Origin of the sequence: Azonexus hydrophilus (genome assembly GCF_905120355.1) — a bacterium.
In the GTDB taxonomy this organism is placed as follows: domain Bacteria; phylum Pseudomonadota; class Gammaproteobacteria; order Burkholderiales; family Rhodocyclaceae; genus Azonexus.
On sequence record NZ_CAJHOB010000005.1, the window covers coordinates 67073 to 92080 of the forward strand.

Annotated in this window: 35 protein-coding genes; 20 read left to right on the forward strand and 15 right to left on the reverse strand. The window is 62.4% G+C overall.

What is annotated here, in order from left to right; all coding sequences use genetic code 11:
* Positions 1 to 113 precede the first annotated feature (113 nt).
* The 6 genes from JYJ39_RS05170 to JYJ39_RS05195 all read right to left on the reverse strand — a co-directional run bounded on the left by JYJ39_RS05170 (position 114) and on the right by JYJ39_RS05195 (position 3437).
* Entirely contained in the window at positions 114 to 608 is a 495-nt protein-coding gene (locus JYJ39_RS05170; RefSeq protein ID WP_205202637.1) for a GNAT family N-acetyltransferase, read from the reverse strand.
* Positions 605 to 871, reverse strand: a complete 267-nt coding sequence (locus tag JYJ39_RS05175; protein WP_205202639.1) for a DUF1778 domain-containing protein — start codon at positions 869 to 871, stop codon at positions 605 to 607. The genes JYJ39_RS05170 and JYJ39_RS05175 overlap by 4 nt, the downstream gene beginning before the upstream one ends.
* A gap of 176 nt (positions 872 to 1047) precedes the next feature.
* Complete coding sequence (locus JYJ39_RS05180) at positions 1048 to 1641, reverse strand: Uma2 family endonuclease (RefSeq protein WP_205202641.1); 594 nt, start codon at positions 1639 to 1641, stop codon at positions 1048 to 1050.
* 232 nt (positions 1642 to 1873) lie between these two features.
* Positions 1874 to 2137: a HipA N-terminal domain-containing protein gene (locus JYJ39_RS05185; protein ID WP_205202643.1), complete on the reverse strand. Its 264-nt coding sequence runs from the start codon at positions 2135 to 2137 to the stop codon at positions 1874 to 1876.
* 123 nt (positions 2138 to 2260) lie between these two features.
* A complete protein-coding gene (locus JYJ39_RS05190; RefSeq protein ID WP_205202646.1) occupies positions 2261 to 2959 on the reverse strand; it encodes a nucleotidyl transferase AbiEii/AbiGii toxin family protein in 699 nt (232 codons plus the stop codon).
* Positions 2952 to 3437, reverse strand: a complete 486-nt coding sequence (locus JYJ39_RS05195; protein WP_205202648.1) for a helix-turn-helix domain-containing protein — start codon at positions 3435 to 3437, stop codon at positions 2952 to 2954. Before JYJ39_RS05195 ends, JYJ39_RS05190 begins: the two co-directional genes overlap by 8 nt.
* A 332-nt stretch (positions 3438 to 3769) precedes the next feature.
* Here JYJ39_RS05195 and JYJ39_RS05200 point away from each other — a divergent pair, with 332 nt between their 5' ends.
* The 8 genes from JYJ39_RS05200 (at position 3770) to JYJ39_RS05235 (ending at position 10493) form a co-directional block, all read left to right on the forward strand.
* Complete coding sequence (locus JYJ39_RS05200) at positions 3770 to 4771, forward strand: sulfate ABC transporter substrate-binding protein (protein WP_205202650.1); 1002 nt, start codon at positions 3770 to 3772, stop codon at positions 4769 to 4771.
* Between the two features lie 197 nt (positions 4772 to 4968).
* Positions 4969 to 5805 (forward strand): sulfate ABC transporter permease subunit CysT, encoded by an 837-nt coding sequence (gene cysT, locus JYJ39_RS05205; RefSeq protein WP_205202651.1) that lies wholly within the window; start codon positions 4969 to 4971, stop codon positions 5803 to 5805.
* Positions 5805 to 6719 carry a sulfate ABC transporter permease subunit CysW gene (cysW, locus tag JYJ39_RS05210; protein ID WP_205202652.1) on the forward strand — a complete coding sequence of 305 codons (915 nt, stop codon included), beginning with the start codon at positions 5805 to 5807 and terminating at the stop codon, positions 6717 to 6719. Before cysT ends, cysW begins: the two co-directional genes overlap by 1 nt.
* Positions 6716 to 7801 carry a sulfate/molybdate ABC transporter ATP-binding protein gene (locus JYJ39_RS05215; RefSeq protein WP_205202653.1) on the forward strand — a complete coding sequence of 362 codons (1086 nt, stop codon included), beginning with the start codon at positions 6716 to 6718 and terminating at the stop codon, positions 7799 to 7801. The genes cysW and JYJ39_RS05215 overlap by 4 nt, the downstream gene beginning before the upstream one ends.
* A gap of 1 nt (position 7802) precedes the next feature.
* Positions 7803 to 8744, forward strand: a complete 942-nt coding sequence (locus tag JYJ39_RS05220) for a CysB family HTH-type transcriptional regulator (RefSeq protein ID WP_205202654.1) — start codon at positions 7803 to 7805, stop codon at positions 8742 to 8744.
* A 2-nt stretch (positions 8745 to 8746) separates the two neighbouring features.
* Positions 8747 to 9619 (forward strand): EAL domain-containing protein, encoded by an 873-nt coding sequence (locus JYJ39_RS05225; protein WP_205202848.1) that lies wholly within the window; start codon positions 8747 to 8749, stop codon positions 9617 to 9619.
* Complete coding sequence (locus JYJ39_RS05230; protein WP_205202655.1) at positions 9616 to 10074, forward strand: YeeE/YedE family protein; 459 nt, start codon at positions 9616 to 9618, stop codon at positions 10072 to 10074. Before JYJ39_RS05225 ends, JYJ39_RS05230 begins: the two co-directional genes overlap by 4 nt.
* Positions 10071 to 10493: a DUF6691 family protein gene (locus JYJ39_RS05235; protein ID WP_205202656.1), complete on the forward strand. Its 423-nt coding sequence runs from the start codon at positions 10071 to 10073 to the stop codon at positions 10491 to 10493. The genes JYJ39_RS05230 and JYJ39_RS05235 overlap by 4 nt, the downstream gene beginning before the upstream one ends.
* 52 nt (positions 10494 to 10545) lie before the next feature.
* Here JYJ39_RS05235 and JYJ39_RS05240 read toward each other — a convergent pair whose 3' ends face one another.
* The 7 genes from JYJ39_RS05240 to JYJ39_RS05270 are packed head-to-tail and all read right to left on the reverse strand — an operon-like array spanning position 10546 to position 15903.
* Entirely contained in the window at positions 10546 to 11835 is a 1290-nt protein-coding gene (locus JYJ39_RS05240; protein ID WP_205202657.1) for an NAD(P)/FAD-dependent oxidoreductase, read from the reverse strand.
* Positions 11836 to 11847: 12 nt separating this feature from the next.
* Positions 11848 to 12156: a c-type cytochrome gene (locus tag JYJ39_RS05245; protein WP_205202659.1), complete on the reverse strand. Its 309-nt coding sequence runs from the start codon at positions 12154 to 12156 to the stop codon at positions 11848 to 11850.
* Positions 12157 to 12180: 24 nt separating this feature from the next.
* Positions 12181 to 12504, reverse strand: a complete 324-nt coding sequence (soxZ, locus tag JYJ39_RS05250) for a thiosulfate oxidation carrier complex protein SoxZ (RefSeq protein WP_205202661.1) — start codon at positions 12502 to 12504, stop codon at positions 12181 to 12183.
* Between the two features lie 8 nt (positions 12505 to 12512).
* Entirely contained in the window at positions 12513 to 12968 is a 456-nt protein-coding gene (locus JYJ39_RS05255) for a thiosulfate oxidation carrier protein SoxY (RefSeq protein ID WP_205202663.1), read from the reverse strand.
* A 15-nt stretch (positions 12969 to 12983) separates the two neighbouring features.
* The gene (locus JYJ39_RS05260; RefSeq protein ID WP_205202665.1) at positions 12984 to 13976 is read right to left on the reverse strand and encodes a hypothetical protein; all 993 of its coding nucleotides are present in this window, start codon (positions 13974 to 13976) and stop codon (positions 12984 to 12986) included.
* 9 nt (positions 13977 to 13985) lie between these two features.
* Positions 13986 to 14690, reverse strand: coding sequence for a DUF302 domain-containing protein (locus tag JYJ39_RS05265; RefSeq protein ID WP_205202667.1), 705 nt, complete (start codon positions 14688 to 14690; stop codon positions 13986 to 13988).
* Between the two features lies 1 nt (position 14691).
* A complete protein-coding gene (locus tag JYJ39_RS05270) occupies positions 14692 to 15903 on the reverse strand; it encodes a hypothetical protein (RefSeq protein WP_205202669.1) in 1212 nt (403 codons plus the stop codon).
* Between the two features lie 274 nt (positions 15904 to 16177).
* Between JYJ39_RS05270 and JYJ39_RS05275 the strand changes: the two genes are divergently transcribed.
* Together JYJ39_RS05275 and JYJ39_RS05280 are read left to right on the forward strand one after the other, a co-directional pair.
* Positions 16178 to 16396 (forward strand): hypothetical protein, encoded by a 219-nt coding sequence (locus tag JYJ39_RS05275; RefSeq protein WP_205202670.1) that lies wholly within the window; start codon positions 16178 to 16180, stop codon positions 16394 to 16396.
* 18 nt (positions 16397 to 16414) lie between these two features.
* A complete protein-coding gene (locus tag JYJ39_RS05280; RefSeq protein ID WP_205202671.1) occupies positions 16415 to 16762 on the forward strand; it encodes a hypothetical protein in 348 nt (115 codons plus the stop codon).
* 74 nt (positions 16763 to 16836) lie between these two features.
* Here JYJ39_RS05280 and JYJ39_RS05285 read toward each other — a convergent pair whose 3' ends face one another.
* Complete coding sequence (locus JYJ39_RS05285; RefSeq protein WP_205202672.1) at positions 16837 to 17655, reverse strand: EAL domain-containing protein; 819 nt, start codon at positions 17653 to 17655, stop codon at positions 16837 to 16839.
* Between JYJ39_RS05285 and JYJ39_RS05290 the strand changes: the two genes are divergently transcribed.
* The 10 genes from JYJ39_RS05290 to ccmI all read left to right on the forward strand — a co-directional run bounded on the left by JYJ39_RS05290 (position 17654) and on the right by ccmI (position 24617).
* Entirely contained in the window at positions 17654 to 17881 is a 228-nt protein-coding gene (locus JYJ39_RS05290) for a hypothetical protein (protein WP_205202673.1), read from the forward strand. The two genes, JYJ39_RS05285 and JYJ39_RS05290, sit on opposite strands and share 2 nt — an antisense overlap.
* Positions 17882 to 17954: 73 nt before the next feature.
* The gene (gene ccmA / locus JYJ39_RS05295) at positions 17955 to 18569 is read left to right on the forward strand and encodes a cytochrome c biogenesis heme-transporting ATPase CcmA (protein ID WP_205202674.1); all 615 of its coding nucleotides are present in this window, start codon (positions 17955 to 17957) and stop codon (positions 18567 to 18569) included.
* 43 nt (positions 18570 to 18612) lie between these two features.
* Positions 18613 to 19281 carry a heme exporter protein CcmB gene (ccmB, locus tag JYJ39_RS05300; protein ID WP_205202675.1) on the forward strand — a complete coding sequence of 223 codons (669 nt, stop codon included), beginning with the start codon at positions 18613 to 18615 and terminating at the stop codon, positions 19279 to 19281.
* Positions 19278 to 20024: a heme ABC transporter permease CcmC gene (gene ccmC / locus JYJ39_RS05305; protein WP_205202676.1), complete on the forward strand. Its 747-nt coding sequence runs from the start codon at positions 19278 to 19280 to the stop codon at positions 20022 to 20024. Before ccmB ends, ccmC begins: the two co-directional genes overlap by 4 nt.
* Positions 20021 to 20221, forward strand: coding sequence for a heme exporter protein CcmD (gene ccmD, locus JYJ39_RS05310; protein ID WP_205202677.1), 201 nt, complete (start codon positions 20021 to 20023; stop codon positions 20219 to 20221). Before ccmC ends, ccmD begins: the two co-directional genes overlap by 4 nt.
* Positions 20218 to 20730, forward strand: coding sequence for a cytochrome c maturation protein CcmE (ccmE, locus tag JYJ39_RS05315; protein ID WP_205202679.1), 513 nt, complete (start codon positions 20218 to 20220; stop codon positions 20728 to 20730). The genes ccmD and ccmE overlap by 4 nt, the downstream gene beginning before the upstream one ends.
* 2 nt (positions 20731 to 20732) lie before the next feature.
* Positions 20733 to 22721, forward strand: coding sequence for a heme lyase CcmF/NrfE family subunit (locus tag JYJ39_RS05320; RefSeq protein ID WP_205202681.1), 1989 nt, complete (start codon positions 20733 to 20735; stop codon positions 22719 to 22721).
* The gene (locus JYJ39_RS05325) at positions 22718 to 23305 is read left to right on the forward strand and encodes a DsbE family thiol:disulfide interchange protein (RefSeq protein WP_205202683.1); all 588 of its coding nucleotides are present in this window, start codon (positions 22718 to 22720) and stop codon (positions 23303 to 23305) included. The genes JYJ39_RS05320 and JYJ39_RS05325 overlap by 4 nt, the downstream gene beginning before the upstream one ends.
* A complete protein-coding gene (locus JYJ39_RS05330; RefSeq protein ID WP_205202685.1) occupies positions 23302 to 23781 on the forward strand; it encodes a cytochrome c-type biogenesis protein in 480 nt (159 codons plus the stop codon). Before JYJ39_RS05325 ends, JYJ39_RS05330 begins: the two co-directional genes overlap by 4 nt.
* Positions 23778 to 24617: a c-type cytochrome biogenesis protein CcmI gene (gene ccmI / locus JYJ39_RS05335; RefSeq protein WP_205202686.1), complete on the forward strand. Its 840-nt coding sequence runs from the start codon at positions 23778 to 23780 to the stop codon at positions 24615 to 24617. The genes JYJ39_RS05330 and ccmI overlap by 4 nt, the downstream gene beginning before the upstream one ends.
* A gap of 88 nt (positions 24618 to 24705) precedes the next feature.
* Here the strand turns inward: ccmI and JYJ39_RS05340 are convergent, their stop codons facing one another.
* Entirely contained in the window at positions 24706 to 24924 is a 219-nt protein-coding gene (locus tag JYJ39_RS05340) for a hypothetical protein (RefSeq protein WP_205202687.1), read from the reverse strand.
* Positions 24925 to 25008 lie beyond the last annotated feature (84 nt).

Below are 25008 nucleotides of genomic sequence, written 5' to 3' on the forward strand. Positions count from 1 at the left end.
TGGATTGCCCCGACTCGACAGCGTGCGATAGAGCGTTTCATGTGGTGATGGCGATATGCACTGATGCCATAAGACTCATGCGATTGCCCAGGGAACGATGTTGGACGCGGGTATTACGGCCTGGCATGCCTCAAGCGCAGCATCAGCACCAACGGATCTGCCGTCGCCGCCTGCAAGCCGTAATGCTCGTAAAACAGCTTGGCGCGCTCGTGCAGGGCATGCACGAGCAAGGCACGAACGCCAGTGTTCTGCGCAACGTTCACTGCGCGCTTGACGGCATCTTGCAGTAGCGATCCACCCAGCTTGATGCCTTGGGCTTGGTTGTCGACCGCAAGTCTGGCCAAGACCATGACGGGCACTGGATCGGGTATGTTTCTACGCACACCGCCTGTTGCGAGTTGATGGGACACGGCACCGGCTGCCATTGCGTAGTAACCGTAAACGCGGCGTGCACTATCCGCTACGACAAACGTGCGACTGGCTCCGCTGAGCTGATTGGCCATCGCACGACGTTTGAGCCATTCATCCAGTAGCGGTTCGCCGCAGGAAAAATCGGCGCAGCGATGATCGAGCGTCAATGGCTGTGGCGCGACCAGATCAAGGCTCATGCCTTGTTCCAAACTGGCTTCAGTGCAAGCAGGCGATCCAGCCCGGCGTTGGGCTTGGGTGGCGCATCCAGCAGTTCAACAAATTGCTGAAATTTGTCGGTATCCAGAGAGAAGTGAACCTGATCGAGTACAACGGACTGGGCGCGCTCGCAAGCAGCCTCCAGCATGAAGTCCGAACGATTTTTGCCTAGCAGATTGGCGGCGTGATCGATGAGGTCACGCTGCTCCGGCAGGGCGCGTAGATTGATGGCGGCGGCACGCATAGCGAGACTCCTTTTGTAAGCACAACAGATATACGGATGCTAGTGGCGCGTGTAGCTGTTGTCAATACAGGCGGGGTTGAACCCTGCCCCCACGGGGGGCAAATGGCGGAAACGATGGACTTTAGGCCCCTACCCTTCCATAGGTCAAACCAGGGACAGCCCCGGTGTCTGGGCGTTCACGAGGGTTCCTTGCTTGTGCTTGAGCTGGCTTCTGGCAAGGATTCGAAGACTTCTGCCGGGGTGGCGAGGAAGTCCAGGGATTTGAGAACCAGGCCACGTTCGGCATCCCGGGTGGCGAGCAGCCATTCGTCGTTTTCGGTGCGGCGGAAGATTTCGATACGGCGATACAGCGGGTCGATGAGGGCATATTCCTGCAGGTCGGAAATTTTCCGGTAGGCCGCGAATTTTTCGCCCCGGTCATAGGCGGCGGTGGAGTCGGAGAGCACTTCGATGATGATCTTGGGGTGGTGCAGCACCCGCTCGGCCTGCAGGTCGTCGGGATGGCAGCTGACGAAAACATCCGGGTAGAACACCGCATCGGCTTCATCGACGGCCAGTTGCATGTCGGCAATGTAGGTGCGGCAGGGACCGCCACGCAGATGGGCCTTGAGGGCGGCGAAGCAGTTGCCGGCCACCAGTACATGCGCTTGGCGGGCGCCGGTCATGGCGAACACTTCACCTTTCCAGTATTCGTGCTTGTACGGCTGCTCGGCTTCCCAGGCTAGAAAATCATTAAGGCTCATCGAGGTTTGAGGTGCTGGCAGGGCCATGGTGTTCTCCGGTTGTGCTTTGCCCGTGATGATTGCTTCATGTTGGACGAAGCAATATAGCAGATGCGCTGTGGGGCGGGCTGCTGCAAGCCTGGTCAGACAATGTGAGTCAGCTTGCCCTATCGAGGGGGGGGCGCACAATCCGGCTTCTTTAACCGGTTTTCTTGTGGCCGATGTTGATCTGGTGCTCATGGACGTTTGAAGGCACGAAAGCAGTTTCTGGCGAATTGGCTCAATAGGTGTCACGTCCCCAGGCATCTGGCCCCGCATCTCGAAACACCCCGAAAATTCCATCCTGTCTAGCCTCCTTGATGACCGAACGTCGAAAACGCAGGCCCATGGGGTCCAAAGAGATCGCCTCCCTCTCTTCCAGATAGCCAGCGTCATAGGCAAATTCGCCTACCCGTGTCTCGGGAGACCAGGAGAAGACGCCAGCCCGCACCGGTTTCGTTTCACCCGGACGGTACACCAGGATGGGCGTCGACTTCTTAGCCATTGCGGATTCTCTTCGGTAGTCGGCTGGCCATTAGCCGATGGCTATCAGATTCGAGGACGGCAATCTTGTCCACGTCGTCCAGTACATTCAAGGCCCACAAGGAAAACACACGAGCTTTTGTGCTTATAACCGTTTCAAGGCACGAATCCGCTGCCAAAGCTGGGCTGGCGGAATATCGATGGTCATGGCCTGCATGCAGCGCTCCAGCCAGCCGTGGCGTTGGTGCATGCGCTCGATGGCGGTGTTCAGGTCGCGCCGGATGGCCTGGCCGTAGGCTGATTCGGCTTTGGCAAGCGCCTGGCGCAAGCGGGCAAGATCGAGGTTCAGCATGGCCAGGTCGATCAGGTCGCGGCTGAAGATGCCGTCGTCCGCGTGTCTGTCGGCATTGGCCAGGAGTTTACTGGCGGCGAGGTCGGTCAGGGTCAGGGTGCTGATTGAGCACAGGATGTCGGTAGGGCCGGGGGCGTCGAGCGTGATGCGGGCTTCGCGAACGATTTCAAATTTGATGGGCTCGTTATCCATCAGTAGTTGCGTGCGGATTCCGTATTGATCGGCGCGGATCTCCCGCTGGACGATGAGGGGAATGGCGCCGGCGCGGGTGATTGACGCCATGCCCTGTGCGCTGGTGAGTATTTGCCGGAGTTCGCGATAGCCGGTGGGGTTGGAAATCAGGAAATCCATATCGACCGATTCGCGGTATTCGCCAAAACGCAAGGTAATGCAGGTGCCGCCGCCGAAGAGGCAGCCATGTTGCCGCAGTAGATCAGCGTCGAGTGCCTGCAGGACGCGCGCGATGCGTTGGTGGTGTGGGCGCTCAAACATGGCGTGGAACGTTGGCGAAAGCCTGGTGGAGCGCTTCAAGCAAATCCTGCTCGGACTGGGTCAGTTTGGCGCTCTCGAGATGACGTGCATTACGCTCGTAGATGTCGAATGCTTCGACAGGGCTTAACGTATCGATGCCCCTGACGTGCCAGGCGAGTGTTTTGAGTTGGGGGTAATCGACCAGGGCGATGCGCGCCGGAATCCAGCCTACTTTGTGGTCGGCGGGGGTATCTGGCCTGTCGGTCGGCACGACATGGAAATCCAGCCCCAGGACAGTCAACGTCTTGCCGTAAGCTCCCATGGCAACGCTGGTTTCGCCTTTTTCAATGCGGTGCAGGGTAACCCGGGAAATGCCAGCGGCTTCAGCCGTGGCGATGGCGCTGATGCGAAGTTGCTTACGCCGGGTACGAATTTCCTCACCCAGTGTTTTTAGACGTCGGCTGGTGATGTCGTCGGATGGCAAGTCGTTTGTTCCCATAGTGTTTCTCATAGTATTCAAAAACAAAAGAATGTCTACTATGAGAAATTATTTCGTGGTCTGACGTGCCGTTGCTCGGTGTCCGGCTGGTGGCTCAGCCGATGCATACCCAACCTGTAGACGCCCCGCCTGGCTAAACTGCGTGGCCCGTCGGCTTCCGTGTCAGCAAGTCCTGGTGCAGAAGGGTCTCAGGGTCTGCTGACTTGATGCCGAAGTGAAAAATGATCGAGGGCGCCCCGCGCTTCCCTGAATAAGCAAATCAGAAATCAATCGTTCCGCGCCATGCTGGCGCTTTCTAGACTGGCGCTCGTCTTAACGAAACGGAGCGCAGCATGCAACGCAAATCTCTTCTGGTCGGCCTGTTCGCGGCCGGTCTGCTCAATTTTTCCCTGGCGCAGGCGCAAACGACCCTGCTCAATGTGTCTTACGACCCAACCCGGGAGCTGTATCAGGAATTCAACCCGGCTTTTACCAAGTACTGGAAGGGCAAGAGTGGCCAGGAGGTAGTGGTTAAACAGTCGCATGGCGGTTCCGGCAAGCAGGCGCGGTCGGTGATTGATGGGGTGGATGCCGATGTGGTGACCCTGGCGCTGGCGGGGGATATCGATGCCATTGCCGAGAAGGCGCGGTTGTTGCCGGCGGACTGGCAGAAGCGGCTGCCGCTGGCGTCCACGCCTTATACCTCGACCATCGTTTTCCTGGTGCGCAAGGGCAATCCGAAAGGCATCAAGGATTGGGGCGATCTGGTCAAGCCCGGGGTGGCGGTGATTACGCCGAATCCGAAGACTTCCGGCGGTGCACAGTGGAACTATCTGGCTGCCTGGGAATTCGCCAAGCGCACCTATGGCAGCGAGGCGAAGGCGAAGGAATTCGTCGCCAACCTGTACAAAAACGTGCCGGTACTGGATTCCGGTGCCCGCGGTTCGACCATCACCTTCGTCGAACGCGGTATTGGCGATGTTTTCCTGTCGTGGGAGAACGAAGCCTTCCTGGCGGTCAAGGAGCTTGGTCCGGACAAGTTCGACATCATCGTGCCGTCGCTGTCGGTGCTGGCTCAGCCGCCGGTGGCGATTGTCGACAAGAACGTGGACAAGAAAGGGACCCGCCAGGTGGCGCAGGCTTATCTCGAGTACCTGTATAGCGAGGCGGGCCAGGAAATTGCGGCCCGCAACTACTACCGGCCGACGCTCGACAAGGTGGCGAAGAAGTACGCCAAACAGTTCCCAGCCGTAACCTTGTTCACCGTGGATGAGGCGTTTGGTGGCTGGAGCAAGGCCAAGGAAGTGCATTTCAAGGACGGCGGGGTGTTCGACCAGATCTTTACGCGTCGCTGAACGAAGTGGTTGCCAAGGCAGGGCAAAGTCCCTGCCTTGTTTGACCAGGGAATAAGCAATGACCTGTTTATTCTTTTTCGTTGAATTCAGAAGCCCTACACTTTTTCACCCCGTGCCCCGGAGAAGCGCATGCCCCTGAAGAAATTTCCTAGCACCCTGGCGATTCGTCCGGGCGTATTTGCTGTTGTGACACGCTGATGGCGACGCTAAAAAAATCAAGCGTGTTGCCCGGCTTCAACCTGACGCTGGGCTACACCATCGGCTATCTGTCGCTGATCGTGCTGATTCCGCTGACGGCGGTGTTCCTGAAAACGGCGAGCATGAGTTTCGACGAGTTCTGGCAGGTGGTCAGTGCCGACCGGGTGGTGGCCTCCTACAAACTCTCGTTTGGCGCCTCTTTCCTGGCGGCGGGCATCAATGCTGTGTTTGGCCTGCTGCTGGCCTGGGCGCTGGTGCGCTACTCCTTTCCCGGCAAGAAGCTGGTCGATGCCCTGGTCGATCTGCCGTTCGCCCTGCCGACGGCGGTGGCCGGCATTGCCTTGACCGCGCTCTATGCCCGCAATGGCTGGCTTGGCCAGTATCTTGAGCCGCTCGGCATCAAGGTGGCGTTTACGCCGCTCGGCGTGCTGGTGGCGCTGGTGTTCATTGGCTTGCCCTTCGTTGTCCGCACGGTGCAGCCGATTCTGGAAGATCTTGATACCGAACTGGAAGAAGCGGCGGCCAGCCTCGGCGCGCAGCGCTGGCAGACCTTTCGCCACGTGACCCTGCCGATCCTCCTGCCGGCGTTGCTGACCGGTTTTGCACTGGCGTTTGCCCGCGCTGTCGGCGAGTACGGTTCGGTCATCTTCATCGCCGGCAATCTGCCGATGGTGTCGGAGATCACGCCGCTGATGATTATCACCAAGCTGGAGCAGTACGACTATGTCGGGGCGACGGCGATTGCGTCGGTCATGCTCGTCTTTTCCTTCGTCCTGCTGCTGATCATCAATGGCTTGCAGGCTTGGACCGCCAAACGTACCGGGAGGGATCGCTGATGGCTGGCGCTGTGGCACTGCATGTGGGCGGCGACCATGCCGCCCGTTTCGAGGGCAAGGCGGCGACGCGCGAAACCCCGCTGGTCAAATGGACGATCATCGGCCTCGCGCTGACTTTCTTCGCCATTTTCCTGCTGCTGCCTCTGCTGGCAGTCTTTGTCGAAGCCTTCCGCAAGGGGTGGGAAACCTATCTGACGGCCCTGACCGATCCGGATGCCTTGTCGGCGGTCCGGCTGACCCTGCTGGCGGCGCTGATTTCGGTACCGCTCAACCTGGTGTTCGGGGTGGCGGCAGCCTGGGCGATTGCCAAGTTTGAATTTCGCGGCAAGCACTTCCTCATTACCCTGATCGATCTGCCGTTTTCGGTGTCGCCGGTGATTGCCGGTCTGGTCTTTGTGCTGATTTTCGGGGCCCAGGGCTGGTTGGGGCCGTGGTTGTTCGACAACGACATCAAGATCATCTTCGCCGTGCCCGGCATCGTGCTGGCCACCGTGTTCGTCACCTTTCCCTTCGTTGCCCGCGAGCTGATCCCGCTGATGCAGGCGCAGGGCAAGGAAGAGGAAGAAGCGGCGGTGGTGCTGGGTGCCAATGGCTGGCAGACCTTCTGGTATGTCACCCTGCCCAATATCAAGTGGGGGCTGCTCTATGGCGTGATCCTCACCAACGCCCGGGCGGTGGGCGAGTTTGGTGCCGTCAGCGTGGTTTCGGGGCATATACGCGGCCAGACCAACACCCTGCCGCTGCACGTCGAAATCCTCTACAACGAATACATGTTTTCGGCGGCGTTTGCCGTGGCTTCGCTGCTGGCCATGCTGGCGCTGGTCACCCTGGTCATCAAGAACTGGATCGAATATCAGGCGGCACGCAGTTACCGCACCACCTATGGCACATCCCAGCAGGAATCCGCATCATGAGCATTGAAGTCAAGAACATTCACAAGTCCTTCGGCAATTTTGTCGCGCTCGACAATATCAGCCTCGACTTTCCGACTGGTGAACTGGTTGCCCTGCTCGGTCCCTCCGGTTGCGGGAAGACCACCCTGCTGCGCATCATTGCCGGACTGGAGCAGGCTGATTCCGGCCAGGTGCTGCTTGAAGGCGAAGATGCTTCCGCGACCCATGTGCGCGAGCGTCAGGTGGGGTTTGTGTTCCAGCACTACGCGCTGTTCAAGCACATGACGGTGTTTGATAACGTCGCCTTTGGCATGCGCATGAAGCCGCGTGCTCAGCGGCCGTCGGCGGCGAAAATCCGGGACAAGGTGCATGAATTGCTCAATCTGGTGCAGCTGGATTGGCTGGCCGACCGTTTCCCGGCGCAGTTGTCCGGGGGGCAGCGCCAGCGGATCGCGCTGGCCCGGGCGTTGGCGGTGGAACCCCGTGTGCTCCTGCTCGACGAGCCGTTTGGCGCGCTCGATGCCAAAGTGCGCAAGGAACTGCGGCGCTGGCTGCGGCGTCTGCACGACGAGCTGCATATCACCTCGATCTTCGTCACCCACGATCAGGAAGAGGCGCTGGAAGTGGCGGACCGGGTGGTGCTGATGGATCACGGTCATGTCGAGCAGATCGGTACGCCGGAAGAGGTGTATCGGCATCCGGCGACGCCTTTTGTGTACAGTTTTCTGGGGGCGGTGAATCATTTCCACGGTCGCACCGAGGATGGCCTGATCCGCGTCGGTGAGGATGTGTTGCAGCGCCAGCCGGACGATTTTGCCCAGACCCTGGCGCAGGGCGCGTCGGTGGTGGCTTTTGCACGCCCGCACGAACTGATGATTCTGCCCGACGTCGGCGCGGGTGAAGGGGTGGCGGCAAAAATATCGCGCATCCTGGCTTTTGGTGTGACCGCCCGGATCGAGCTCGATGGCGTCAATGGCGCCAGCGGTCAGCATTTCGAGGTCGAACTGACGCGGGAGCAAGTGTTGCAGCAGGGGCCGGCCGAGGGCCAGCAAGTGCGCCTGGTGCCGTCGCGGCTCAAGGTGTTCGAGCACACGGGAGTCTGAGATGAACTTGCAACAACTGCGCATCGTGCGCGAAGCCATTCGCCAGGATTTCAATCTGACGGAAGTGGCCAACGCCTTATTTACCTCTCAGCCGGGGGTGTCCAAGCACATCAAGGATCTTGAGGACGAACTGGGGGTGGAGATTTTCGAGCGTCGTGGCAAGCGCCTGCTTGGCCTGACGGGCCCCGGTCAGGAACTGGCTGGAGTGGTTGAACGCATTCTGCTCGACACCCAGAACCTGCGCCGCATCGCCGACCAGTTTGCCAGCCGGGAAACCGGCCATTTCGTGGTGGCGACCACGCACACTCAGGCGCGTTACGCCCTGCCCAAGGTGATCAAGTGGTTCAAGCAGGATTACCCCAAGGTGCACCTGACGCTGCTGCAGGGCAGCCCGCGCGAGATCGGCGAAATGCTGGCTGCCGGTGAAGCCGATGTTGGGATCGCCACCGAAGGGCTGGAGGGCAATGACGATCTGGCGACATTTCCCTGCTATCAGTGGCGGCATGCGGTGATCGTGCCACAAGGGCATCCGCTGCAGCAGGTCGACAAGCTGACGCTGGATGTCCTGAGTGACTACCCCATCATCACCTACCACGCGGGTTTTACCGGCCGCTCCCATATCGACCAGGCGTTTGCCAGTGCCGGCATCGTGCCCGATGTGGTGCTGTCGGCCATCGACGCCGATGTGATCAAGACCTATGTCGGTCTGGGGCTGGGCGTGGGGCTAGTGGCCTCCATGGCCTTTGACCCGGAGCATGATCGCGGTCTGGCGTTGTTGCAGGCGGAAGACCTGTTTCCGCTCAACACGACTCGCCTGGCCGTGCGTAAAGGGGCCTGGTTGCGCAGCTACACCTATGCCTTTATCGAGAAGGTATCGCCGGACTTGTCCGAAGCCGTGGTCAAGGAGGCCATCCGCCAGAATGGCCGGGGCGAACAAGGGTGAGCATGGAGGTTGCCGCTGCAGTGAATACCCTGTTGCACTATTTTGATGCGCTCCGTGGCGCCGAGGACGATGATTCCTGCCTGCGTCTGCAGGCGGGCGAGATCAGCGGTCATTTTCGCGGGCTGGCGCTGAAAAGCGTCTTTCAGCCTCTGTTCTCCAGCCATTCCGGGCAGCCGGTCGCGCACGAGGCACTGCTGCGGGCGGCCGATTGCCAGGGACGGTCACTGCTGCCCGGCGAGGTATTTGCTTTTCCCTGCAATGCGCAGGAAATGCTGTTTCTCGACCGGTTGTGCCGGGTGGTTCATGCGGGCAATTTCGTGCGGCAGGCGCCGTCGGGTGACCTCTTCCTGAATATTGAAGGGCGTCACCTGCTGGCAGCTTCCAACCATGGTCAGACGTTTGAATCCCTGCTCAAGGTGTGTGGCCTGACCCCGGAGCGCGTCGTGCTGGAAATCCTGGAAGCGCGCATCGATGATCTGGGATGTTTGCAGGAAGCGGTGAGCGGTTATCGCAGCCGGGGGTATCGGGTGGCGATCGACGATTTTGGTTGCGCGCATTCCAATTTCGATCGCCTCTGGCAGCTCAGCCCGGACATCGTCAAGCTGGATCGCTCGCTGATGGTGCAGGCGGAAGCTAATTCCCGGGCGCGGCGGGTGCTGCCGAAACTGGTGGAGATCATCCACGAACTCGGTGCCACGGTGGTATGCGAAGGTATAGAGAACCGGACGCAGCACCAGCTGGCGGTCGATGCCGGGGCCGACTGGTTGCAGGGCTATTTCTACGCCCGTCCTGCTGCCGCACTGTGGCGTGCTCCAGCACAGGCCGCTACGGCATCGCATGCATTTTCGTTTGATCCGGAATGGGCGATACCATGATTATCGACTGGCCGCACTTCACGCCGTGGTCGGCGCTGGCCGGTGGGGGGCTGATTGGTCTGGCCGCTGCCCTGCTGTTGACCGGCCTGGGCCGGATTGCCGGGATCAGCGGCATATTTGCCGGCTTGTTGCAGCCATTTGCGGCAGAAAATCGCTGGCGCTGGGCTTTTTTTCTCGGCCTGTTGTTCAGCCCCTGGTTGCTGCGGACCTTGCGTCCCGGGCAGCCAGCGTTCCCTGACGCTGACATTACTGCGCCAGGACAGTGGCTGCTGTTGCTGGTGGCGGGTGTGCTGGTGGGTTACGGCACCCGCATGGCCAACGGGTGTACCAGCGGCCACGGTGTCTGCGGCCTGGCACGCTTGTCGCCCCGCTCCCTGGTGGCGGTGCTGGTGTTCATGGGTAGCGCCATGCTGACTGTGGCGCTGCTGCGCCATCTGCCGGGAGGCGTGTCATGAGCTTGCTGCTAGCGTGCTTGAGTGGACTCATTTTCGGCCTGGGACTGCTGCTGTCGGGCATGAGCAATCCGGCCAAGGTGCAGGGGTTTCTGGACATTTCCGGGGCCTGGGACCCTTCGCTGGCGTTCACCATGGCGGGGGCGATCGGCGTCGCCATGCCCTTTTTCTTCTGGGCCCGGCAGCGATCCCGAACCTGGTTGGGTTTGCCGCTGGCCCTGCCGGTCAGCGCCCGGGTGGACCGCCGGCTGGTGTTCGGTAGTGTGCTGTTTGGTATTGGCTGGGGACTGTCCGGCATTTGCCCCGGCCCTGCCCTGGTTGGGCTGGGAGGTGGATTTTTGCCGGCCATGGTGTTTGTCGCCGGTTTTTGTGGCGGCATCCTCGCCTTCAATCGGCGTTCCCGATCGACAGGGGACGCCTGAACGTTTCGCTCCCGCCGGCTAATGGCTGCCGGCGGGGCTCCGCACGGGAGGGTCAGCCGAGCACGTCCTTCCAGATGGTGGTGGCCCAGGCCCGGGTGTAGATGCCTTCTTCCACCGACGCTTCCTTGGAGACGCCGCCGGAACCTTCGACCACCAGGGGCACCTTCTTTTCCGGGTGGTAGCGGTGCACCGAATCGACATGGATGGCCCGCTTGCCATCGACCATGGAATAACAGGTGTTGGCCATCAGGGTGGGTTGCGGTTCCCGGCCGGAGAAGATTTCCACAATGGCGGCGGCCACGGCCTTGCCGTGCTGGTTGGCCATGTGGCCCGACTTGGGCATCAGGGGCGCGGCGGAGAGGGTGTCGCCCAGTACATGCACCTTCGGCACGGCGGTGGATTCCAGGGTGATCCAGTTCACCTCGGCCCAGCGGTCGTTCACATTGACTACGCCGATCTTGCGGGCGATGTCGGCGGCGCGTTGCTGGGGCAGGATGTTGAGCACGTCCCCCGTCACCTTTTCCCCCAGCTCACTGGTGACCGTGCGGCTGGCCGCGTCCAGGGCCACTACGTTCCACTTGGGCCGGTACTCGATGATCTCCTTGTAGTCTTTCTCCCAGACGCTGAGGAAGAGCTTTTCCTTGGAGATGATCTTGTCGTTGGCGTCCAGCACCAGTACCTTGGATTTGGGCTTGTGCTCCTTGAAGTAGGAGGCGATCAGGCTGGCCCGCTCATAGGGGCCGGGGGGGCAGCGGTAGGGAGCCTTGGGGATGGAGAGCACATAGGTGCCGCCGTCCGGCAGGTCTTCCAGTTGTTTGCGCAGCGCCAGGGTCTGGGGGCCGGCTTTCCAGGCGTGCAGCACGGTTTCCCGGGCCTTCTCGTCGTAGCCGGCGATGCTGTCGTAGTTGAAGTCGAAGCCGGGGGAAAGCACCAGCCGGTCGTAGCTGAAATCCCCGGCCTTGTCAGTCTTGACGACGCGCTTCTCCGTATCCACATCGGTGACGCTGGCGGTCACCACCTTGATGCCCCAGTGCTTCTTCAGGTTGTAGTAGCTGTGCACCGTGGTTTCGAACTTGCGGTGTCCTGCCAGCACTTCGTTGGAGGTGGGGCAGGAGATGAATTCCTTCTGGCGTTCGATCAGCACCACCTCGATGGCGCCATGGCTCCACTTGCGCAGGTATTTGGCGGCGGTGGCGCCGCCGAAACCGGCGCCGATCACCACCACCCGGCCCACGGGCTTCTTGCCCTTGGCGGCCAGGGCGGTGCCAGGGACGGCAGCAAAGGCAGCGCTGGCGCCGATGCCTTGCAGCAGGCGGCGACGTTCAGGATTGAATTTGTTCATGGCGGGTCTCCCTTATTTCTGCCTGGAAAAGTAGTCCGCCAGGATGGCGATTTCTTCGTCGGTATAGCCCTTGGCCAGCTGGTGCATGATGGTGGCGGGGCGGGTGCCTTGCTTGTAGGCCTTCAGGACTTCTTCCAGCCAGTCCTTGTCCTTGCCGGCGATACCGGGAATGGCGGCGGTGGATTTGCCGTCGGTGCCGTGGCAGTTGGCGCAATTGGCGGCAAAGTAGGGCGGCGGGGTCTGGGGCAGGCCGCTGGCCTGGGCCAGGCCCGCACTGCTTGCCAGCAGGGCCAGGGTGAGGGGGATGGTGCGGATTTTCATGGGACCTCCTTCAGGAATGGCGCCTTACTGCGCCGTCGTTTCAAAAGACTGTTGCTGGCCCTGGTTGTCCAGCCAGGCGATGCCGACCTTGTCGCCCGCCTTGACGCCCTTGAGGCGCCAGCCGAACAGGGGATCGGCGGCAATGCCGGAGCCGGTCTGTACCCGGGCCACCGGCTGCCCGTTCAGGGAAAGCTCGATTTCGGTGATGAAGTGGGCCGGCCGGGGGCGTCCCTGCTCGTCCTTGCTCAGGCCAGTGAGCATGGGGTGGTTGAGCAGCACCTTGATCAGGGCCGTGTGGTCCGGGTCGTTTTGCAGGCTGGCGCGCATGCGAATGGGGAATTTATTCATGGTTTACCTCACCCGGGCAGGCAGCCGCCGAGAATGACGCGCACTGTCCTGCTGTTGCTGTAGAGCTGGCCGTTGGCCTGGACCAGGACGTGCAGCTTCGAGGTTTCCGCCAGCTTGATCCGGGCTTCGAACCAGGGCTGCAGGCGGGGATTGAAGCTAGCATCGGCCAGGAGCGGGAATAGATTGCGCTCGCCGATCAGGAGAATCCGCTCCACCTGCGGCAGGTCGGTCTGGATTTCCACCGGGATATTGGCGCCGTTTTCCGCCACATCGGGCGCAACGATGCGGATTGCATCGCTGTCCCGGGGCGGCTTGAGGCCCAGGGCGGCGTAGACCGAGGCCGGGCTGCGGGCGTTGAAGGCGTTGCTGTTGCGGCTGGCGGGGCTGTTGGCCCAGGCCCCGCCCGGCGCCAGATAGGCGCTGAGCAGGGCGAGACCGCCGGCGAGGAAGTGGCGACGTTGCAAGACCGTTTCCTCCGCTCAATAGCTCTGGCCGGACTTCTCGCCCGGCAGGCCGCTGCCCACCTGGGCTGCCGCCCGGAAGAAGGCCGCCAGGGTCTGCGGAGTGACGCTCTGGAACAGGGCCGCGATGACCTGGGGGTCGCTCATGGCCTGCACCCAGCGTCCGGAGAGGCGGGCGTCCGCCAGCTGGGTCAGGGCCTGGATCAGTTCCGGATTGACCATGGCGTTGGCCCAGGCCACCAGGCTCTCCGGCTCCAGGTTTTTGGCGATGAAATCGGTCTGCAGCAGGGTGGTGCTCGCCGTCAGCCATTTTTCCAGCAGGGCGGGTTGGCCTAGGCGCAGCAGACCATTGACGGTCTCGGTGCGGGTCAGGGTGCGCACCCAGGCATTCACCAGGCGGGGGTTGCCCAACTTACCCAGGGCGGTGATCAGCTTGGGGTTGGCGGCCACGTTCAGCCACTTTTCCACCACCACCGGGTCGGAGAGCTTGAGGCCCACGGCGATGGTGTTGGGGTTGATGAGGGTTTCCACATAGCGCTGCAGCAGGTTGTCCTGGGCGTTGCGGCCGATCAGGTTTGCAAACACCGGCGGGTAGAAGCCGGCTTCCACCCAGCGCACCAGCAGCTTGTCGTCGGCCAGCCGGGCCAGGGTGTCGGCCAGGCGCGGGTCCGTGAAGGCGGTGGCCCAGCTGTTGAGCAGCACGGGATCGGCGGATTGCAGGGCGGCATCGATCAGGCGCGGGTCGGTGATGAGCTGCAGCCAGCCGTCCACATAGGCCTTGTCCTGGCCCAGCAGAGCCTTGGCCAGCGAAGCTGGAGAGGTGAGTTCCTTGATCCATTGCTGCGCTTGTTGAGTGGTAACGACCTTGCCCGCATCGGGTGAGGCCAGCTGGCCGACGATGGCCTGAACCTGGGCCGGATCGGCCAGATTGTTCTGCGCCAGGGCCGGTTGTCCGGCGAGCAGGGCGGCGCCGACGGCGGCCGCGAACAGGGATTGCTTGAAGGGAGTCATGGTCATTCCTTACAGATCGCCGTTGGCACCGGCCTGGATGATGTCCGCCAGGCCCTGGCGCAGCTGGATGGCGCCCTGGCGCAGGGCGTCGGGAATACGGTCGGGGTTGGGCAGGTCATCCACCCAGCGCACGTCCCAGTCGAGCATCACCAGCCAGATCTTCTGGTTGGCGTCTTCCACCACGGCGATGCGGCAGGGCAGGAAGATCACGAATTCCAGGCTGTAATCGAGCAGTTCCCGGGCGATGTTGGCGTCGCAGAAGTTGAAGATTTCCACCCGCGGCGTGGGCTTGCCGGTGGTGGCGGCCACGTCCTTCCAGATGGCGTTCACGCCGACGAACTTGAAGTTGATCTTGTTGGCCCGGGCCTTCATGGAGGCCACCACGTCGTCGTAGCTGAGGCCGGGCTTGGCCTCCACCTTGTAGGCCAGCAGGTTGATCAGGTCCCGCAGCGACAGGGGCGACAGGGCCAGGCTGCTCTGCACGAAGCGGTTGCGGGCTTCTGGGGTGATCGGGTCGAGCATGGTGTTGGGCGTGTGCCGGCGGGCTTCCGGCACGGGCACCGGGTATTTGTCCGGCAGGGTGTAACTGCCTTTGCCGGTTTGCTGCTGGGGGGCGCCGCTGCCGTACTGGGCCAGGGCGGAACCGCTGGCCAGGGTGAAGGCCAGGGCGAGGGCCGTGGCCAGGGAACGCGGGGGGATGGAATGCCGGGTCATGTCATTTCCCTTTCTTCTGGGTGTTCTGGGCAGCGGCCCGTTGCTGCAGGCCGTGGGCGCTCTGGGCGGAAGCCCGCAGCCCCTGGGCCAGGGCGCGCAGGCTGGTGTCGAGCAGCTTGGGGTCGGCGGACAGCATCAGGGCGTTGAGCACCCGGGGCTGGGTCAGGGCGTTCAGGTAGGGGGCGCTGATGCGCGGGTCGCTCCAGGCCAGCACGCTGTCGATGAAGGCGGGCTGGGTCAGGGAGAGGATCCACTGGTTGATCAGCACCGGGTCGGTGGTCTGGACGATGGCATCCACCACCTTGGGCTGGGTCAGGGTGGCGATCCACGGGCCCAGCAGTTTCGGGTCGGCAAAGCGCAGCAGGGCATCCACCAGGCGCGGGTCGGTGGCGAGCTTGAGCCAGGCGCGCACTGCCTCCGGCTCGGCGAAGCGGATCAGGGCGTCGAGGAAGCGGGGATCGGTGAAGGCGCTCACGTAGGCGGCAATGGCCTTGTCGTCGGCGACCTTGAGGAAGGCATCCACCACCTTGGGATTGGCGGCGGCCAGCAGCCACTGGCTCCAGAGCTTGGCGTCCGCCACCCTGGCCAGGGGTTCGATGATCTTCGGGTCGGTGAACACCAGGGCCAGCTGGCTGATGTATTTGGGATCAGCCCAGCTCAGGCTGGCTTCGATCAGTTTCGGATTGCCGAGCAGGCTGATCCAGGCGTTGGTCAGTTTCGGGTCGCCCAGCTTCAGGGCGGCATTGAGCAGGCGGGGATCGGTGAAGGTCTTCAGCCACTGTTCCAGCACCCGTTTGTCGGCCAGGCCGAGGGCGGCGTCGACAAATTTCGGGTCGGTAAAGCCCGTCACCCACTGCTGTGCCAGGGTCGGGTCGGCCGCCTTGAGCACGTTGGCCACCAGGGCCGGGTTGGTCATGATGTCCACCCAGCGGTTGATGTTTTCCGCATTGCCCTGCTTGAGCAGGGCTTCAATGGTTTCGGCGCGGGTCAGCACTCTGACCCAGCCGGCCAGGGTCTGCGGGTCCACCAGGCGGGCGAATTCGCCGATGGAATCCGGGGCGGCCAGGGCGCTGGCGGCTGTATCGGCCATCTTGCCGGCAGTCTTGCCGTCCAAGGCGTACTGGGCCAGCGCCGGCTGGGCCAGGGTCAACGCCGTGGCGATGGCCAGGGGGCGTAACGTGGCGCGCCACGGGTTGCGGGGTGAAACGGGCATGTTCTCTCCTTGTCGTCAGGGGTGGCGCCTGAATGCCAGCGCCAGAGGCTGCGCATGTTCGGGCGCCGGTGCTGCGGAGAGAACGATTTATTTTCGATAAGCATATCTGCGTTGGCGCAGGTGCTTCTGCAGGTGCCCGCAGGCGCCTCGTGCCGGCCTGGAGAGTGTTGCGTGGTCGGGGCCGGCGTATATCCATATACGGATTCCGTCGTTAATTTGCACCGGCGCTTGCCTTACGCTCCGGGCATCACGACATGACCCGGAGCCGTTAACCATGACTTGCCAGATCGCCACTGTACTTTCCGCCTTGCTGGCGGCCAGCCCTGTTCCGGTGCCGGACGGGCGCTCCGGGGTGGAATTGCGCAAGCCCGTGCCCGTCACGGTGAGCGTCCGCGCCGAGAAACCGCCGGTGCGACGTGATGGCCAGAAGCGGGCCCAGCTTGAGCGGCCTCCAGTGGTGGAGGCGGTACTGGGCACGGGAGCGGGTTCCTGAGTATTGGCGGTGACGGTGATGGCAGTAGATGTTGATCGGGCAGCTGGCGGCGGTCCTCACGAAAAACGCCCTGCTTGCCTGCCGACCAAGCAGCGCAACGCTTTGAGCAAGCTCTTTGAGCGTCCCGACTTCACGCCAGAGGAGGTGCATGCCCTGGGTCATGCGCGCTTGCTCAAGGTGAGTGGTCTCGGGCCCCGGGGGCTCGACATCATTGCCGACTGGCTGGCGGCCCATGGCCTGCTGCTGACCAGCCAGCAGGAAGCGAGCCGGCTTGGGCGGCAGGCCCGGCGGGTCGACCAGGCCATCCGCTTTCTTCAGCGCTGCGGCTACGAAATCAGGCCGCCGGCATCCCTGACCGGAGATTGACCGGCGGCAAACGCAAAAACTCAAGCGGGAGACCAATGCGTCCCGGACCTCGCGAGGTCCGGGACGCTGCTATTTCAGGCGGCGGGCCGGAGTCCGTTCAGCCTGGCAGCTTCGCTGCGGGCCTGCGGCAGCGCTGTGTTGCAAGCCTCCGGTCGGGCTTGCCGTAGCTCGCCGGTGCCGTGCGGGGTGTCATGCGGCGTAGCGCCGTCCTCTAGCAGGAGGCGGGCACCGATGGCCCGGGTTTTTCGGGCGATGTCACGTAGTCGCTGCGGCGACTCGAGTTGGCTGGCGTCGAGGCGCACGATGTCCGGCCGCAACTGTTCGAGCAGGGCGTCATTCGGATCGCCACGGCCAAAACGGTGAATGGCGAGGTGATAGCCCTGCGCCTGGTAATTGGTGATGGCTCGCTGCACCGGGTCGCCCGGAAGCAGGCCGCCGACTTCAAGTTCGAGGGTGACTTGCTGCGGGCTCAGGCCGCAGGTGCGCAGCAAGGCGGCAAAAACCTGGCCATGGTTGGCCGGCACGTTGAGTACGTGGCGAGGGTGGACCTTGAGCAGCAAGTTGCTGCGTTCCGGATGGTGCAGGTAATTGAGGGCATGCAAGGTGCGCACCAGGCGGTCCAGGTAGATGAATTCCTCATCATCGTAGGGCAGCACGAAAACGCTGTGCGGGTCGAGTGGTGTGCCGTGCCGCAGGCTGACGGCCTGCAGGTGCGCGGCATGGCCGTAGATCTGGCCGGTGGTGGTATCGACGATGGGCAGGAATTGCGAACTCAGTTGCAGGTTGGCGAAATGGGCCAGCACCCTGCCCTGTGCCGTGCTGAAGGTGGTCGGGCCGGCGGGTTTGGCGGTGCGGCCGGCGTTGAGGTAATGCACAAGATCGGTGAACGGCATGACGAAATTCCTTCGCGGGGAGCTGAATGACGCGGGCAGTGTGCCGGGCGTGCCGCGCCGCGAGAACGAAGAAATACGTATGAGCATATGCCTGGCCTCGGGCGGAAAATGGGCTATCGGCCTGGGGTGTTGCGGGAGTGCGGGCGTGATGCTCGGCAGGCGCGAGGAGATTTCTGTGCTGGAAGTACCAGGAGGCATGCGCCGGGGCGATATTTTTGCGGTTTGATTCGCCTCAATCTGCCGGTACACTGGCGCCTCCATAATTTGCCCACCCTGATCCGGGCACTTGCCCTTCTGCCATGCTCGAAGCTGACAATCTGGAATGCCTGCGCGGTGACAACCGCCTGTTTGCCGGGCTCGGCTTTACCCTGGCCCCGGGCGAACTGATTTATCTGCAGGGGCGCAATGGCGCCGGCAAGACCAGCCTGCTGCGCATGCTGATCGGGCTGCTGCCGCCGGAGAGCGGCGACATTCGCTGGCAGGGAGAATCGATTGGCAAACAGCGCGACGAATACCATGCCGCGCTGTGCTATCTCGGCCATCACAATGCAATCAAGGAAGAATTGACGCCGCTGGAGAACTTTCACCATGCGGCGCGCTTTGCCGGCCAGGACATGGACGAGGATGCCGCGCTTGACGCGCTGGCACAGGTGGGGCTGGCCGGGCGCGAGGATCTGCCCTGCCGCTACCTGTCGCAAGGGCAGAAACGACGGGTGGCGCTGGCCCGGCTGGTGGTGGATCGGCGGCCCCTGTGGGTGCTCGACGAACCTTTCGTGGCGCTCGATGTGGCGGCGGTGGACTGGCTGGCGCAGATCATTTCCGCCCATTTGCAGCGCGGTGGCATGGCGATCATGACCACGCACCAGGCGGTGGAGATTCCCGCCGGTGCCGTGCGGGAGTTGCGCATTGGCTGAGTCGATGCTGCACAAGAACATTTAAGGACGACCAGGACACAGCGTGCTCAAGATCATTTTTTCCGTGATAGCCCGTGATTTGCAGCTGGCCATGCGCCGGCAGGCGGATATCGTGTCGGCGCTGTTCTTTTTCGTCATCGTCGTCAGCCTGTTTCCGCTCGGGATCGGCCCGGAAACCGACCTGCTGCGCAAACTCGCGCCCGGCGTGCTGTGGGTGGCGGCATTGCTGGCCACCATGCTGTCCCTGCCGCGTCTGTTTGCCGACGATCATCGCGACGGCACACTGGAGCAGCTGGCACTTTCGCCCTATCCGCTGGGCTTGATCGTGACTGGAAAAACCATCGCTCACTGGCTGGTGTCCGGTCTGCCGCTGGCCCTGATTGCGCCAATTCTCGGGGTGCAGTTCGATCTTGCGGCCGATGCCTTGTGGGTGCTGACCCTGACCATCCTGATCGGCACGCCGGCCCTGTCCGGTATCGGCGCCATCGGTGCGGCGCTGACGCTGGGCTTGCGTGGCGGCGGCGTCCTTCTCTCGCTCCTGGTTCTCCCCCTCTACATTCCGGTGTTAATATTCGGCGCTGGCGCAGTTGAAGCCACGGTGTCCGGTCTCGGGGGGGATGGACATCTATCGTTGCTCGCTGCCATGACCACCGCCGCCATCGGCTTTGCCCCCTGGGCATCGGCCGCGGCCTTGAAAATTGCCCTCGAATGATCGATCGCTTCAACCTCTACCGTTTCGCTTCCCCCGCCACCTTTTATCCCCTTGCCGGCAAGCTGATTCCCTGGTTTGCTGCGGCAGGCGTGCTGTTCGGGCTGGTCGGCCTGTATATCGGCATGCTGGTGGCACCCACCGATTTCCAGCAGGGCGAGGGCTACCGCATCATCTTCATCCACGTCCCAACCTCATGGATGAGCATGTTCATCTATCTGGTGATGGCTTTCTGGGCCGCCATCGGGCTGGCCTTCAATACCCGCCTGTCGGGCATGATGGCGCAGGCGCTGGCGCCGACCGGCGCGCTGATGGCCTTTCTCTCGTTGTGGACCGGCGCCCTGTGGGGCAAGCCGATGTGGGGGACCTGGTGGGTCTGGGATGCCCGCCTGACCTCCGAACTGATCCTGCTCTTTCTCTACATCGGCTACATGGCGCTGGTGGCGGCGATTGACGATCCGCGCCGGGCTGACAAGGCCGGCGGCATCCTGCTGCTGGTTGGCGTGGTCAATATTCCGATCATCTACTTCTCGGTGAAGTGGTGGAACACCCTGCACCAGGGCTCCAGCGTCAACCTGACCAAATCGTCGATGGCCGAAATCATGCTCTGGGGCATGCTGCTGATGGCGCTGGCGTTCTGGATGTATGCCATCGCCGTGGCGCTGGCCCGGGTGCGCACCCTGATGCTGGAGCGCGAGCGCAACGCCGAATGGGTGCGGAAGATGCTGAGCGAGGAAAACGCATGATTTACTGGAACAGTTTTGCCGACTTTCTTGCCATGGGGGGGTACGGGCTCTACGTCTGGGGTTCGTTCGGCGTTACCGCCCTGGTCATGGTGGCCGAACCCATCCTCGTCGCCCGCAACCAGCGGGCAAGTGTGGCGCGTCTCAAGCGCCAGTTGCGTGCCGAACAGCGCGCTGAATCACGGAGTCCTGCTGCATGAAGCTGCGTCACAAGAAACTTGCCCTGATCGGTGGGGCGCTCGCCCTGCTCGGCATCATCGCTGCCCTGGTGCTGAACGCGTTGAACAGCAATATTGCCCTCTACATTTCGCCGACTGACGTGAAAAACGGCAAGGCGCCGGCCGACAAGCTGTTCCGCATCGGCGGTCTGGTCAAGGAAGCCAGTATTCAGCGGCAGGCCGATGGGGTGACGATCCGCTTCATCATCACCGATACCGAGAATGATATTCCGGTCGATTACGTGGGCATCCTGCCCGATCTGTTCATGGAAGGAAAAGGCGCGGTGGCGCAGGGACGGATGCTGGAGAGCGGGGTATTCAAGGCGCAGGAAGTGCTGGCCAAACACGACGAAAACTACATGCCGCCGGAAGCAGCGCAGGCCCTGAACGAAGCGCATGTGCGCGGGGTGGAGAAAGCCGCAGAAAAAGCGGCGGCGGAAGCTGCTTCGGCAGCAAGCACCGCCGAAACTGCGCCGAAAGCGAGTAACTGAGCATGATTCCTGAACTTGGACATTTTTCCCTCATCCTCGCGGCCCTGGTCAGTCTGCTGCTCGGCACCCTGCCCCTGATCGGCGCCCATCGCGGCCATGCGGCCTGGATTGCGCTGGCTCGCCCGGCGACATCGGCCTATGCCCTGCTGACGACGTTTTCTTTCCTGTGCCTGACCTGGGCTTTTGCCGCCAACGATTTCTCGGTGGTGTATGTGGCGCAGCACTCGAATTCGCTGCTGCCCATGGCCTACCGCATTTCCGCCGTGTGGGGCGGGCATGAAGGTTCTCTGCTGCTGTGGATGCTGATGATGTCGTGGTGGGCGCTCGGCGTGCGCATCTTCTCCCGGCAATTGCCGGAAGTGATGCTGGCGCGGGTACTCGGCACGCTGGGTCTGGTCTCCTTCGGCTTCCTGCTGTTCATCCTGTTCACCTCCAACCCGTTCGAGCGTCTGCTGCCGGCAGTGGCGGAAGGGCGCGATCTGAATCCGCTGTTGCAGGATCCCGGCCTGATCATCCATCCGCCGTTGCTCTACATGGGTTACGTCGGTTTCTCGGTCGCCTACGCCTTTGCCATCGCCGCCCTGCTCTCGGGCAAGCTCGATGCCGCCTGGGCGCGCTGGTCGCGGCCATGGACGACGGCGGCCTGGGTCTTTCTGACGCTGGGCATCGCCATGGGTTCGTGGTGGGCGTATTACGAACTGGGCTGGGGTGGCTGGTGGTTCTGGGACCCGGTCGAGAACGCTTCGTTCATGCCCTGGCTGGTCGGCACGGCGCTGATCCACTCGCTGGCGGTTACGGAAAAGCGCGGCAGTTTCAAGAACTGGACGGTGCTGCTCGCCATTTCGGCCTTCTCGCTGTCGCTGCTTGGTACCTTCCTGGTGCGTTCCGGCGTGCTCACTTCAGTACATGCCTTTGCCACTGATCCGACGCGCGGTGTCTTCATCCTGATCTTCCTGGTTGCGGTGATCGGTTCGTCGCTTGCGTTGTTTGCCTGGCGCGCCCCGTCGGTCGGGCTTGGTGGCCGCTTTGCCCTGGTGTCGCGGGAGTCGCTGCTGCTGACCAATAACGTGCTGCTGGTCGTGGCGTGCGCCACCGTGCTGCTGGGGACACTGTATCCGCTGCTGATCGATGCCTTGGGCGTGGGCAAGATTTCCGTTGGCCAGCCTTATTTCGACGCAGTGTTTGTGCCGGTGATGACGCCGGTGCTGTTCCTGATCGGCATCACGCCGTTTGCGCGCTGGAAATCGGCGTCATTCACCGAAATACTGCGCACCGGGCGCTGGGCGCTGGCCTGTGCTGCCGTAGTGGCGATTGCCCTACCCTTGATCTACGGCCAGTGGAAGGCGATGACGGCGCTGGGGTTGTTGCTGGCCGCCTGGATCGCCTTTACTGCCCTACTCAATTTTGCCCAGCGGGTACGGGCGACGCGGGGCGAGCGTGGTGTGGTTGCCGCCATCCTGGCGCAGCCCGGTGCGTTTGCCGGCATGCATCTGGCGCATATCGGTGTGGCGGTGTTCGTGGTCGGCGTCACCATGGTGACGAGTTTCGAGCAGGAAAAGGACGTCAAGCTTGGCCCGGGTGAAAGCGTCGATGTCGGCGGTTACCACTTCACCTTCAAGGGCGTGCGCTCGGTGGAAGGGCCGAATTACAACGCCGCACAAGGCGAATTCGAGCTTAGTGAAAATGGTCGCGTGCTACGTACCCTGCATCCGGAAAAGCGCAATTATTTCTCGTCCATGATGCCGATGACCGAAGCGGCAATCGATGCTGGATTGCTGCGCGATGTGTATGTGTCGCTCGGCGAACCGATCAACCCGGATCAGCCGGAAGGGGATTGGGCCGTACGTGTGTATTACAAGCCGTTTGTCGACTGGATCTGGGGGGGGAGCGTCCTGATGTCCCTGGGCGGGCTGCTGGCCATGCTCGATCGTCGTTACCGCACCCGCCGCCAGGCAGTGTCGTCCGGACAGCAAGGGGAGCAGGGGGAATGAACCGTTATTTCTGGATTCTCGGCGCCTTCATCGCCCTTGCGGCGTTGCTGGCTGTGGGGTTAGGGCTCAATCCGCGCGAGGTGCCTTCGCCGCTGGTGGGCAAGCCGGCGCCGGCCTTCAATCTGGCCGTGCTGGGCAAGGAGGGCGAAACCATGGGGCCGGAGGCGATGCGCGGCAAGGTGTGGTTGCTCAATGTCTGGGCCAGTTGGTGCGTATCCTGCCGGCAGGAACATCCGGTGCTGGTGGAGTTCTCGCGGCGCGGCAACGGCACCCCGATTGTCGGCCTGAATTACAAGGAGCTGCGCGGTGATGGTGAAATCGACATGCGCCGCGTCGTGCCGGAGCAGGAAGCACCACTGGCGCGCGAACGGGCGGCTGGCTGGCTGAAGCAGCATGGCGATCCCTACCTGCTGACGGTGATGGATATCGATGGCCGGGTCGGCATCGATTATGGCGTGTATGGCGTGCCGGAAACCTACGTCATCGACAAGGAAGGCGTGATCCGCATGAAGCACACTGGCCCGGTGTCGCCGCAGATACTCAATGACAAGATCCTGCCGCTGGTGGCGGAGTTGAGCCGATGAAAGCACTTTATATTGCGGGCCTGCTGGTGAGCTTGTGCATCCTGCCGGCACAGGCATCGTCCACCTACGAAGCGGCCGTGGCGACTGATCCGGTGGCAGAGAAGCGTCTGCAGGCATTGTCGCGGGAACTGCGTTGCCTGGTGTGCCAGAACGAAACCATTGCCGACTCCAACGCCGAGCTGGCGGTTGATTTGCGGCGTGAAATCCGCGGCATGATTCAGGAAGGTCGTTCCGACAACGAAATTCTCGAATTCATGGTCACCCGCTATGGCGATTTCGTGCTCTACCGGCCGCCGGTCAAGGCCATCACCCTGCTGCTCTGGGGTGGGCCGATTGCCTTGCTGCTGATCGCCGTGCTGTCGCTGCGCAGCTATCTGAAGCGGCGCAGCATCCTGGTGGCGAAAACGGACAAACCCCTGAGTGCCGAGGAAGCCCGCCGCGCCGAGGCCTTACTGAAGGAACTTGACTCAAAATGACCCCATTTGCCGTTTTTGCCTTCCTTCTCCTCCTGACCACGCTGGCGCTGCTTTTTCCCGCCTTGTGGTTCGGTCAGCGGCGCCGCGCCGTCGACGCCGACCGCAAACGTACCAACCTGGCCATCTATCGCGACCAGCTGGCCGAACTGGAGCGCGAGCATGCCGAGGGCAGTCTGGCGACCGATGATTTCGAGCAGGCCAGGACGGAACTGCAGCGGCGCATGCTGGAAGAGGTCGGCCCACAGGATGAGGCGCTTGTCAGTACGACGCAGCGTAGCCGGCCAACGGCTATCGCGCTGCTGTTTGCCCTGCCCTTGCTGGCCGTTGCCGGTTACGCCCTGCTTGGCAATCCGCTTGCCCTGAATCCGGAAAAAGCGGTGGCGCAGCCGCAGATGACGGCAGAGGATATCAATGCCATGGTCGAAAAGCTGGCCGCCCGCATGCAGGAAAATCCGGACGACACCAATGGCTGGCTGATGCTTGCCCGCTCCTACAAGATGCTGGGTCGTTACGATGAAGCTGTGGCGGCTTTTGGCAAGGCGGAAAAGGCAGTGGCTGAAGATCCGGAGCAGCTTGCCAGCTATGCCGAAACACTGGCCATGGCCAGCGGCAAGGGCCTGAGCGGCAAGGCGCTGGAACTGGTCAATCAGGCCCTGAAACTGAATCCGCAACACGCACATGCCCTGTTCCTCGCCGGCATGGCGGCCATGGAGCGCGGCGACCGCAGTGCCGCCATCGGCTACTGGGAAACGCTGCTGAGCCAGGTCGAACCCGGCTCCGAGCTCGACCAGATGCTGCGCCAAGGAATCGAGCAGATGAAGCAGAAGGCGAACTAGCCGCTCAGCTGGTCAAGAAAAATCCCCCGCAGTTTGCAGACTGCGGGGGATTTTTTTTGCCTCTTCGGGTAGGGCCTGCTGCGTGCAGCTACTCCTTTTGTTTGCCGCTGTCGTCCTCGTCATCGTCGCTCACCACCGCGTTGATACCAGCAGCCGCGACATCCACCGTGGTGCCAACAACCGTCGCTCCCACCTTGACGGTCGTGGCGACGACACTGACGGCAGCGTCCGCGACAGTCACGACAGCGCAGGCGCTGTTGAGTGCAGCAGCTGCGGCGAACAGGAAGATTCGGGCAAGTTTGGGCATGGCCTGGAATGAAATAAACCCCCGTTTCGATCAGCGGCGAAACGGGGGTTACGGTATCCGGTGCTGCGCCGCCGGGAAGGCGTG

What these genes read in the sequence shown, in the direction of transcription:
- JYJ39_RS05170 (WP_205202637.1), bottom strand. Translation starts at nt 608, where the DNA reads ATGAGCCTTGATCTGGTCGCGCCACAGCCATTGACGCTCGATCATCGC.
- JYJ39_RS05175 (WP_205202639.1), bottom strand. Translation starts at nt 871, where the DNA reads ATGCGTGCCGCCGCCATCAATCTACGCGCCCTGCCGGAGCAGCGTGAC.
- JYJ39_RS05180 (WP_205202641.1), bottom strand. Translation starts at nt 1,641, where the DNA reads ATGGCCCTGCCAGCACCTCAAACCTCGATGAGCCTTAATGATTTTCTA.
- JYJ39_RS05185 (WP_205202643.1), bottom strand. Translation starts at nt 2,137, where the DNA reads ATGGCTAAGAAGTCGACGCCCATCCTGGTGTACCGTCCGGGTGAAACG.
- JYJ39_RS05190 (WP_205202646.1), bottom strand. Translation starts at nt 2,959, where the DNA reads ATGTTTGAGCGCCCACACCACCAACGCATCGCGCGCGTCCTGCAGGCA.
- JYJ39_RS05195 (WP_205202648.1), bottom strand. Translation starts at nt 3,437, where the DNA reads ATGGGAACAAACGACTTGCCATCCGACGACATCACCAGCCGACGTCTA.
- JYJ39_RS05200 (WP_205202650.1), top strand. Translation starts at nt 3,770, where the DNA reads ATGCAACGCAAATCTCTTCTGGTCGGCCTGTTCGCGGCCGGTCTGCTC.
- cysT (WP_205202651.1), top strand. Translation starts at nt 4,969, where the DNA reads ATGGCGACGCTAAAAAAATCAAGCGTGTTGCCCGGCTTCAACCTGACG.
- cysW (WP_205202652.1), top strand. Translation starts at nt 5,805, where the DNA reads ATGGCTGGCGCTGTGGCACTGCATGTGGGCGGCGACCATGCCGCCCGT.
- JYJ39_RS05215 (WP_205202653.1), top strand. Translation starts at nt 6,716, where the DNA reads ATGAGCATTGAAGTCAAGAACATTCACAAGTCCTTCGGCAATTTTGTC.
- JYJ39_RS05220 (WP_205202654.1), top strand. Translation starts at nt 7,803, where the DNA reads ATGAACTTGCAACAACTGCGCATCGTGCGCGAAGCCATTCGCCAGGAT.
- JYJ39_RS05225 (WP_205202848.1), top strand. Translation starts at nt 8,747, where the DNA reads ATGGAGGTTGCCGCTGCAGTGAATACCCTGTTGCACTATTTTGATGCG.
- JYJ39_RS05230 (WP_205202655.1), top strand. Translation starts at nt 9,616, where the DNA reads ATGATTATCGACTGGCCGCACTTCACGCCGTGGTCGGCGCTGGCCGGT.
- JYJ39_RS05235 (WP_205202656.1), top strand. Translation starts at nt 10,071, where the DNA reads ATGAGCTTGCTGCTAGCGTGCTTGAGTGGACTCATTTTCGGCCTGGGA.
- JYJ39_RS05240 (WP_205202657.1), bottom strand. Translation starts at nt 11,835, where the DNA reads ATGAACAAATTCAATCCTGAACGTCGCCGCCTGCTGCAAGGCATCGGC.
- JYJ39_RS05245 (WP_205202659.1), bottom strand. Translation starts at nt 12,156, where the DNA reads ATGAAAATCCGCACCATCCCCCTCACCCTGGCCCTGCTGGCAAGCAGT.
- soxZ (WP_205202661.1), bottom strand. Translation starts at nt 12,504, where the DNA reads ATGAATAAATTCCCCATTCGCATGCGCGCCAGCCTGCAAAACGACCCG.
- JYJ39_RS05260 (WP_205202665.1), bottom strand. Translation starts at nt 13,976, where the DNA reads ATGACTCCCTTCAAGCAATCCCTGTTCGCGGCCGCCGTCGGCGCCGCC.
- JYJ39_RS05265 (WP_205202667.1), bottom strand. Translation starts at nt 14,690, where the DNA reads ATGACCCGGCATTCCATCCCCCCGCGTTCCCTGGCCACGGCCCTCGCC.
- JYJ39_RS05270 (WP_205202669.1), bottom strand. Translation starts at nt 15,903, where the DNA reads ATGCCCGTTTCACCCCGCAACCCGTGGCGCGCCACGTTACGCCCCCTG.
- JYJ39_RS05275 (WP_205202670.1), top strand. Translation starts at nt 16,178, where the DNA reads ATGACTTGCCAGATCGCCACTGTACTTTCCGCCTTGCTGGCGGCCAGC.
- JYJ39_RS05280 (WP_205202671.1), top strand. Translation starts at nt 16,415, where the DNA reads ATGGCAGTAGATGTTGATCGGGCAGCTGGCGGCGGTCCTCACGAAAAA.
- JYJ39_RS05290 (WP_205202673.1), top strand. Translation starts at nt 17,654, where the DNA reads ATGACGAAATTCCTTCGCGGGGAGCTGAATGACGCGGGCAGTGTGCCG.
- JYJ39_RS05285 (WP_205202672.1), bottom strand. Translation starts at nt 17,655, where the DNA reads ATGCCGTTCACCGATCTTGTGCATTACCTCAACGCCGGCCGCACCGCC.
- ccmA (WP_205202674.1), top strand. Translation starts at nt 17,955, where the DNA reads ATGCTCGAAGCTGACAATCTGGAATGCCTGCGCGGTGACAACCGCCTG.
- ccmC (WP_205202676.1), top strand. Translation starts at nt 19,278, where the DNA reads ATGATCGATCGCTTCAACCTCTACCGTTTCGCTTCCCCCGCCACCTTT.
- ccmD (WP_205202677.1), top strand. Translation starts at nt 20,021, where the DNA reads ATGATTTACTGGAACAGTTTTGCCGACTTTCTTGCCATGGGGGGGTAC.
- ccmE (WP_205202679.1), top strand. Translation starts at nt 20,218, where the DNA reads ATGAAGCTGCGTCACAAGAAACTTGCCCTGATCGGTGGGGCGCTCGCC.
- JYJ39_RS05320 (WP_205202681.1), top strand. Translation starts at nt 20,733, where the DNA reads ATGATTCCTGAACTTGGACATTTTTCCCTCATCCTCGCGGCCCTGGTC.
- JYJ39_RS05325 (WP_205202683.1), top strand. Translation starts at nt 22,718, where the DNA reads ATGAACCGTTATTTCTGGATTCTCGGCGCCTTCATCGCCCTTGCGGCG.
- JYJ39_RS05330 (WP_205202685.1), top strand. Translation starts at nt 23,302, where the DNA reads ATGAAAGCACTTTATATTGCGGGCCTGCTGGTGAGCTTGTGCATCCTG.
- ccmI (WP_205202686.1), top strand. Translation starts at nt 23,778, where the DNA reads ATGACCCCATTTGCCGTTTTTGCCTTCCTTCTCCTCCTGACCACGCTG.
- JYJ39_RS05340 (WP_205202687.1), bottom strand. Translation starts at nt 24,924, where the DNA reads ATGCCCAAACTTGCCCGAATCTTCCTGTTCGCCGCAGCTGCTGCACTC.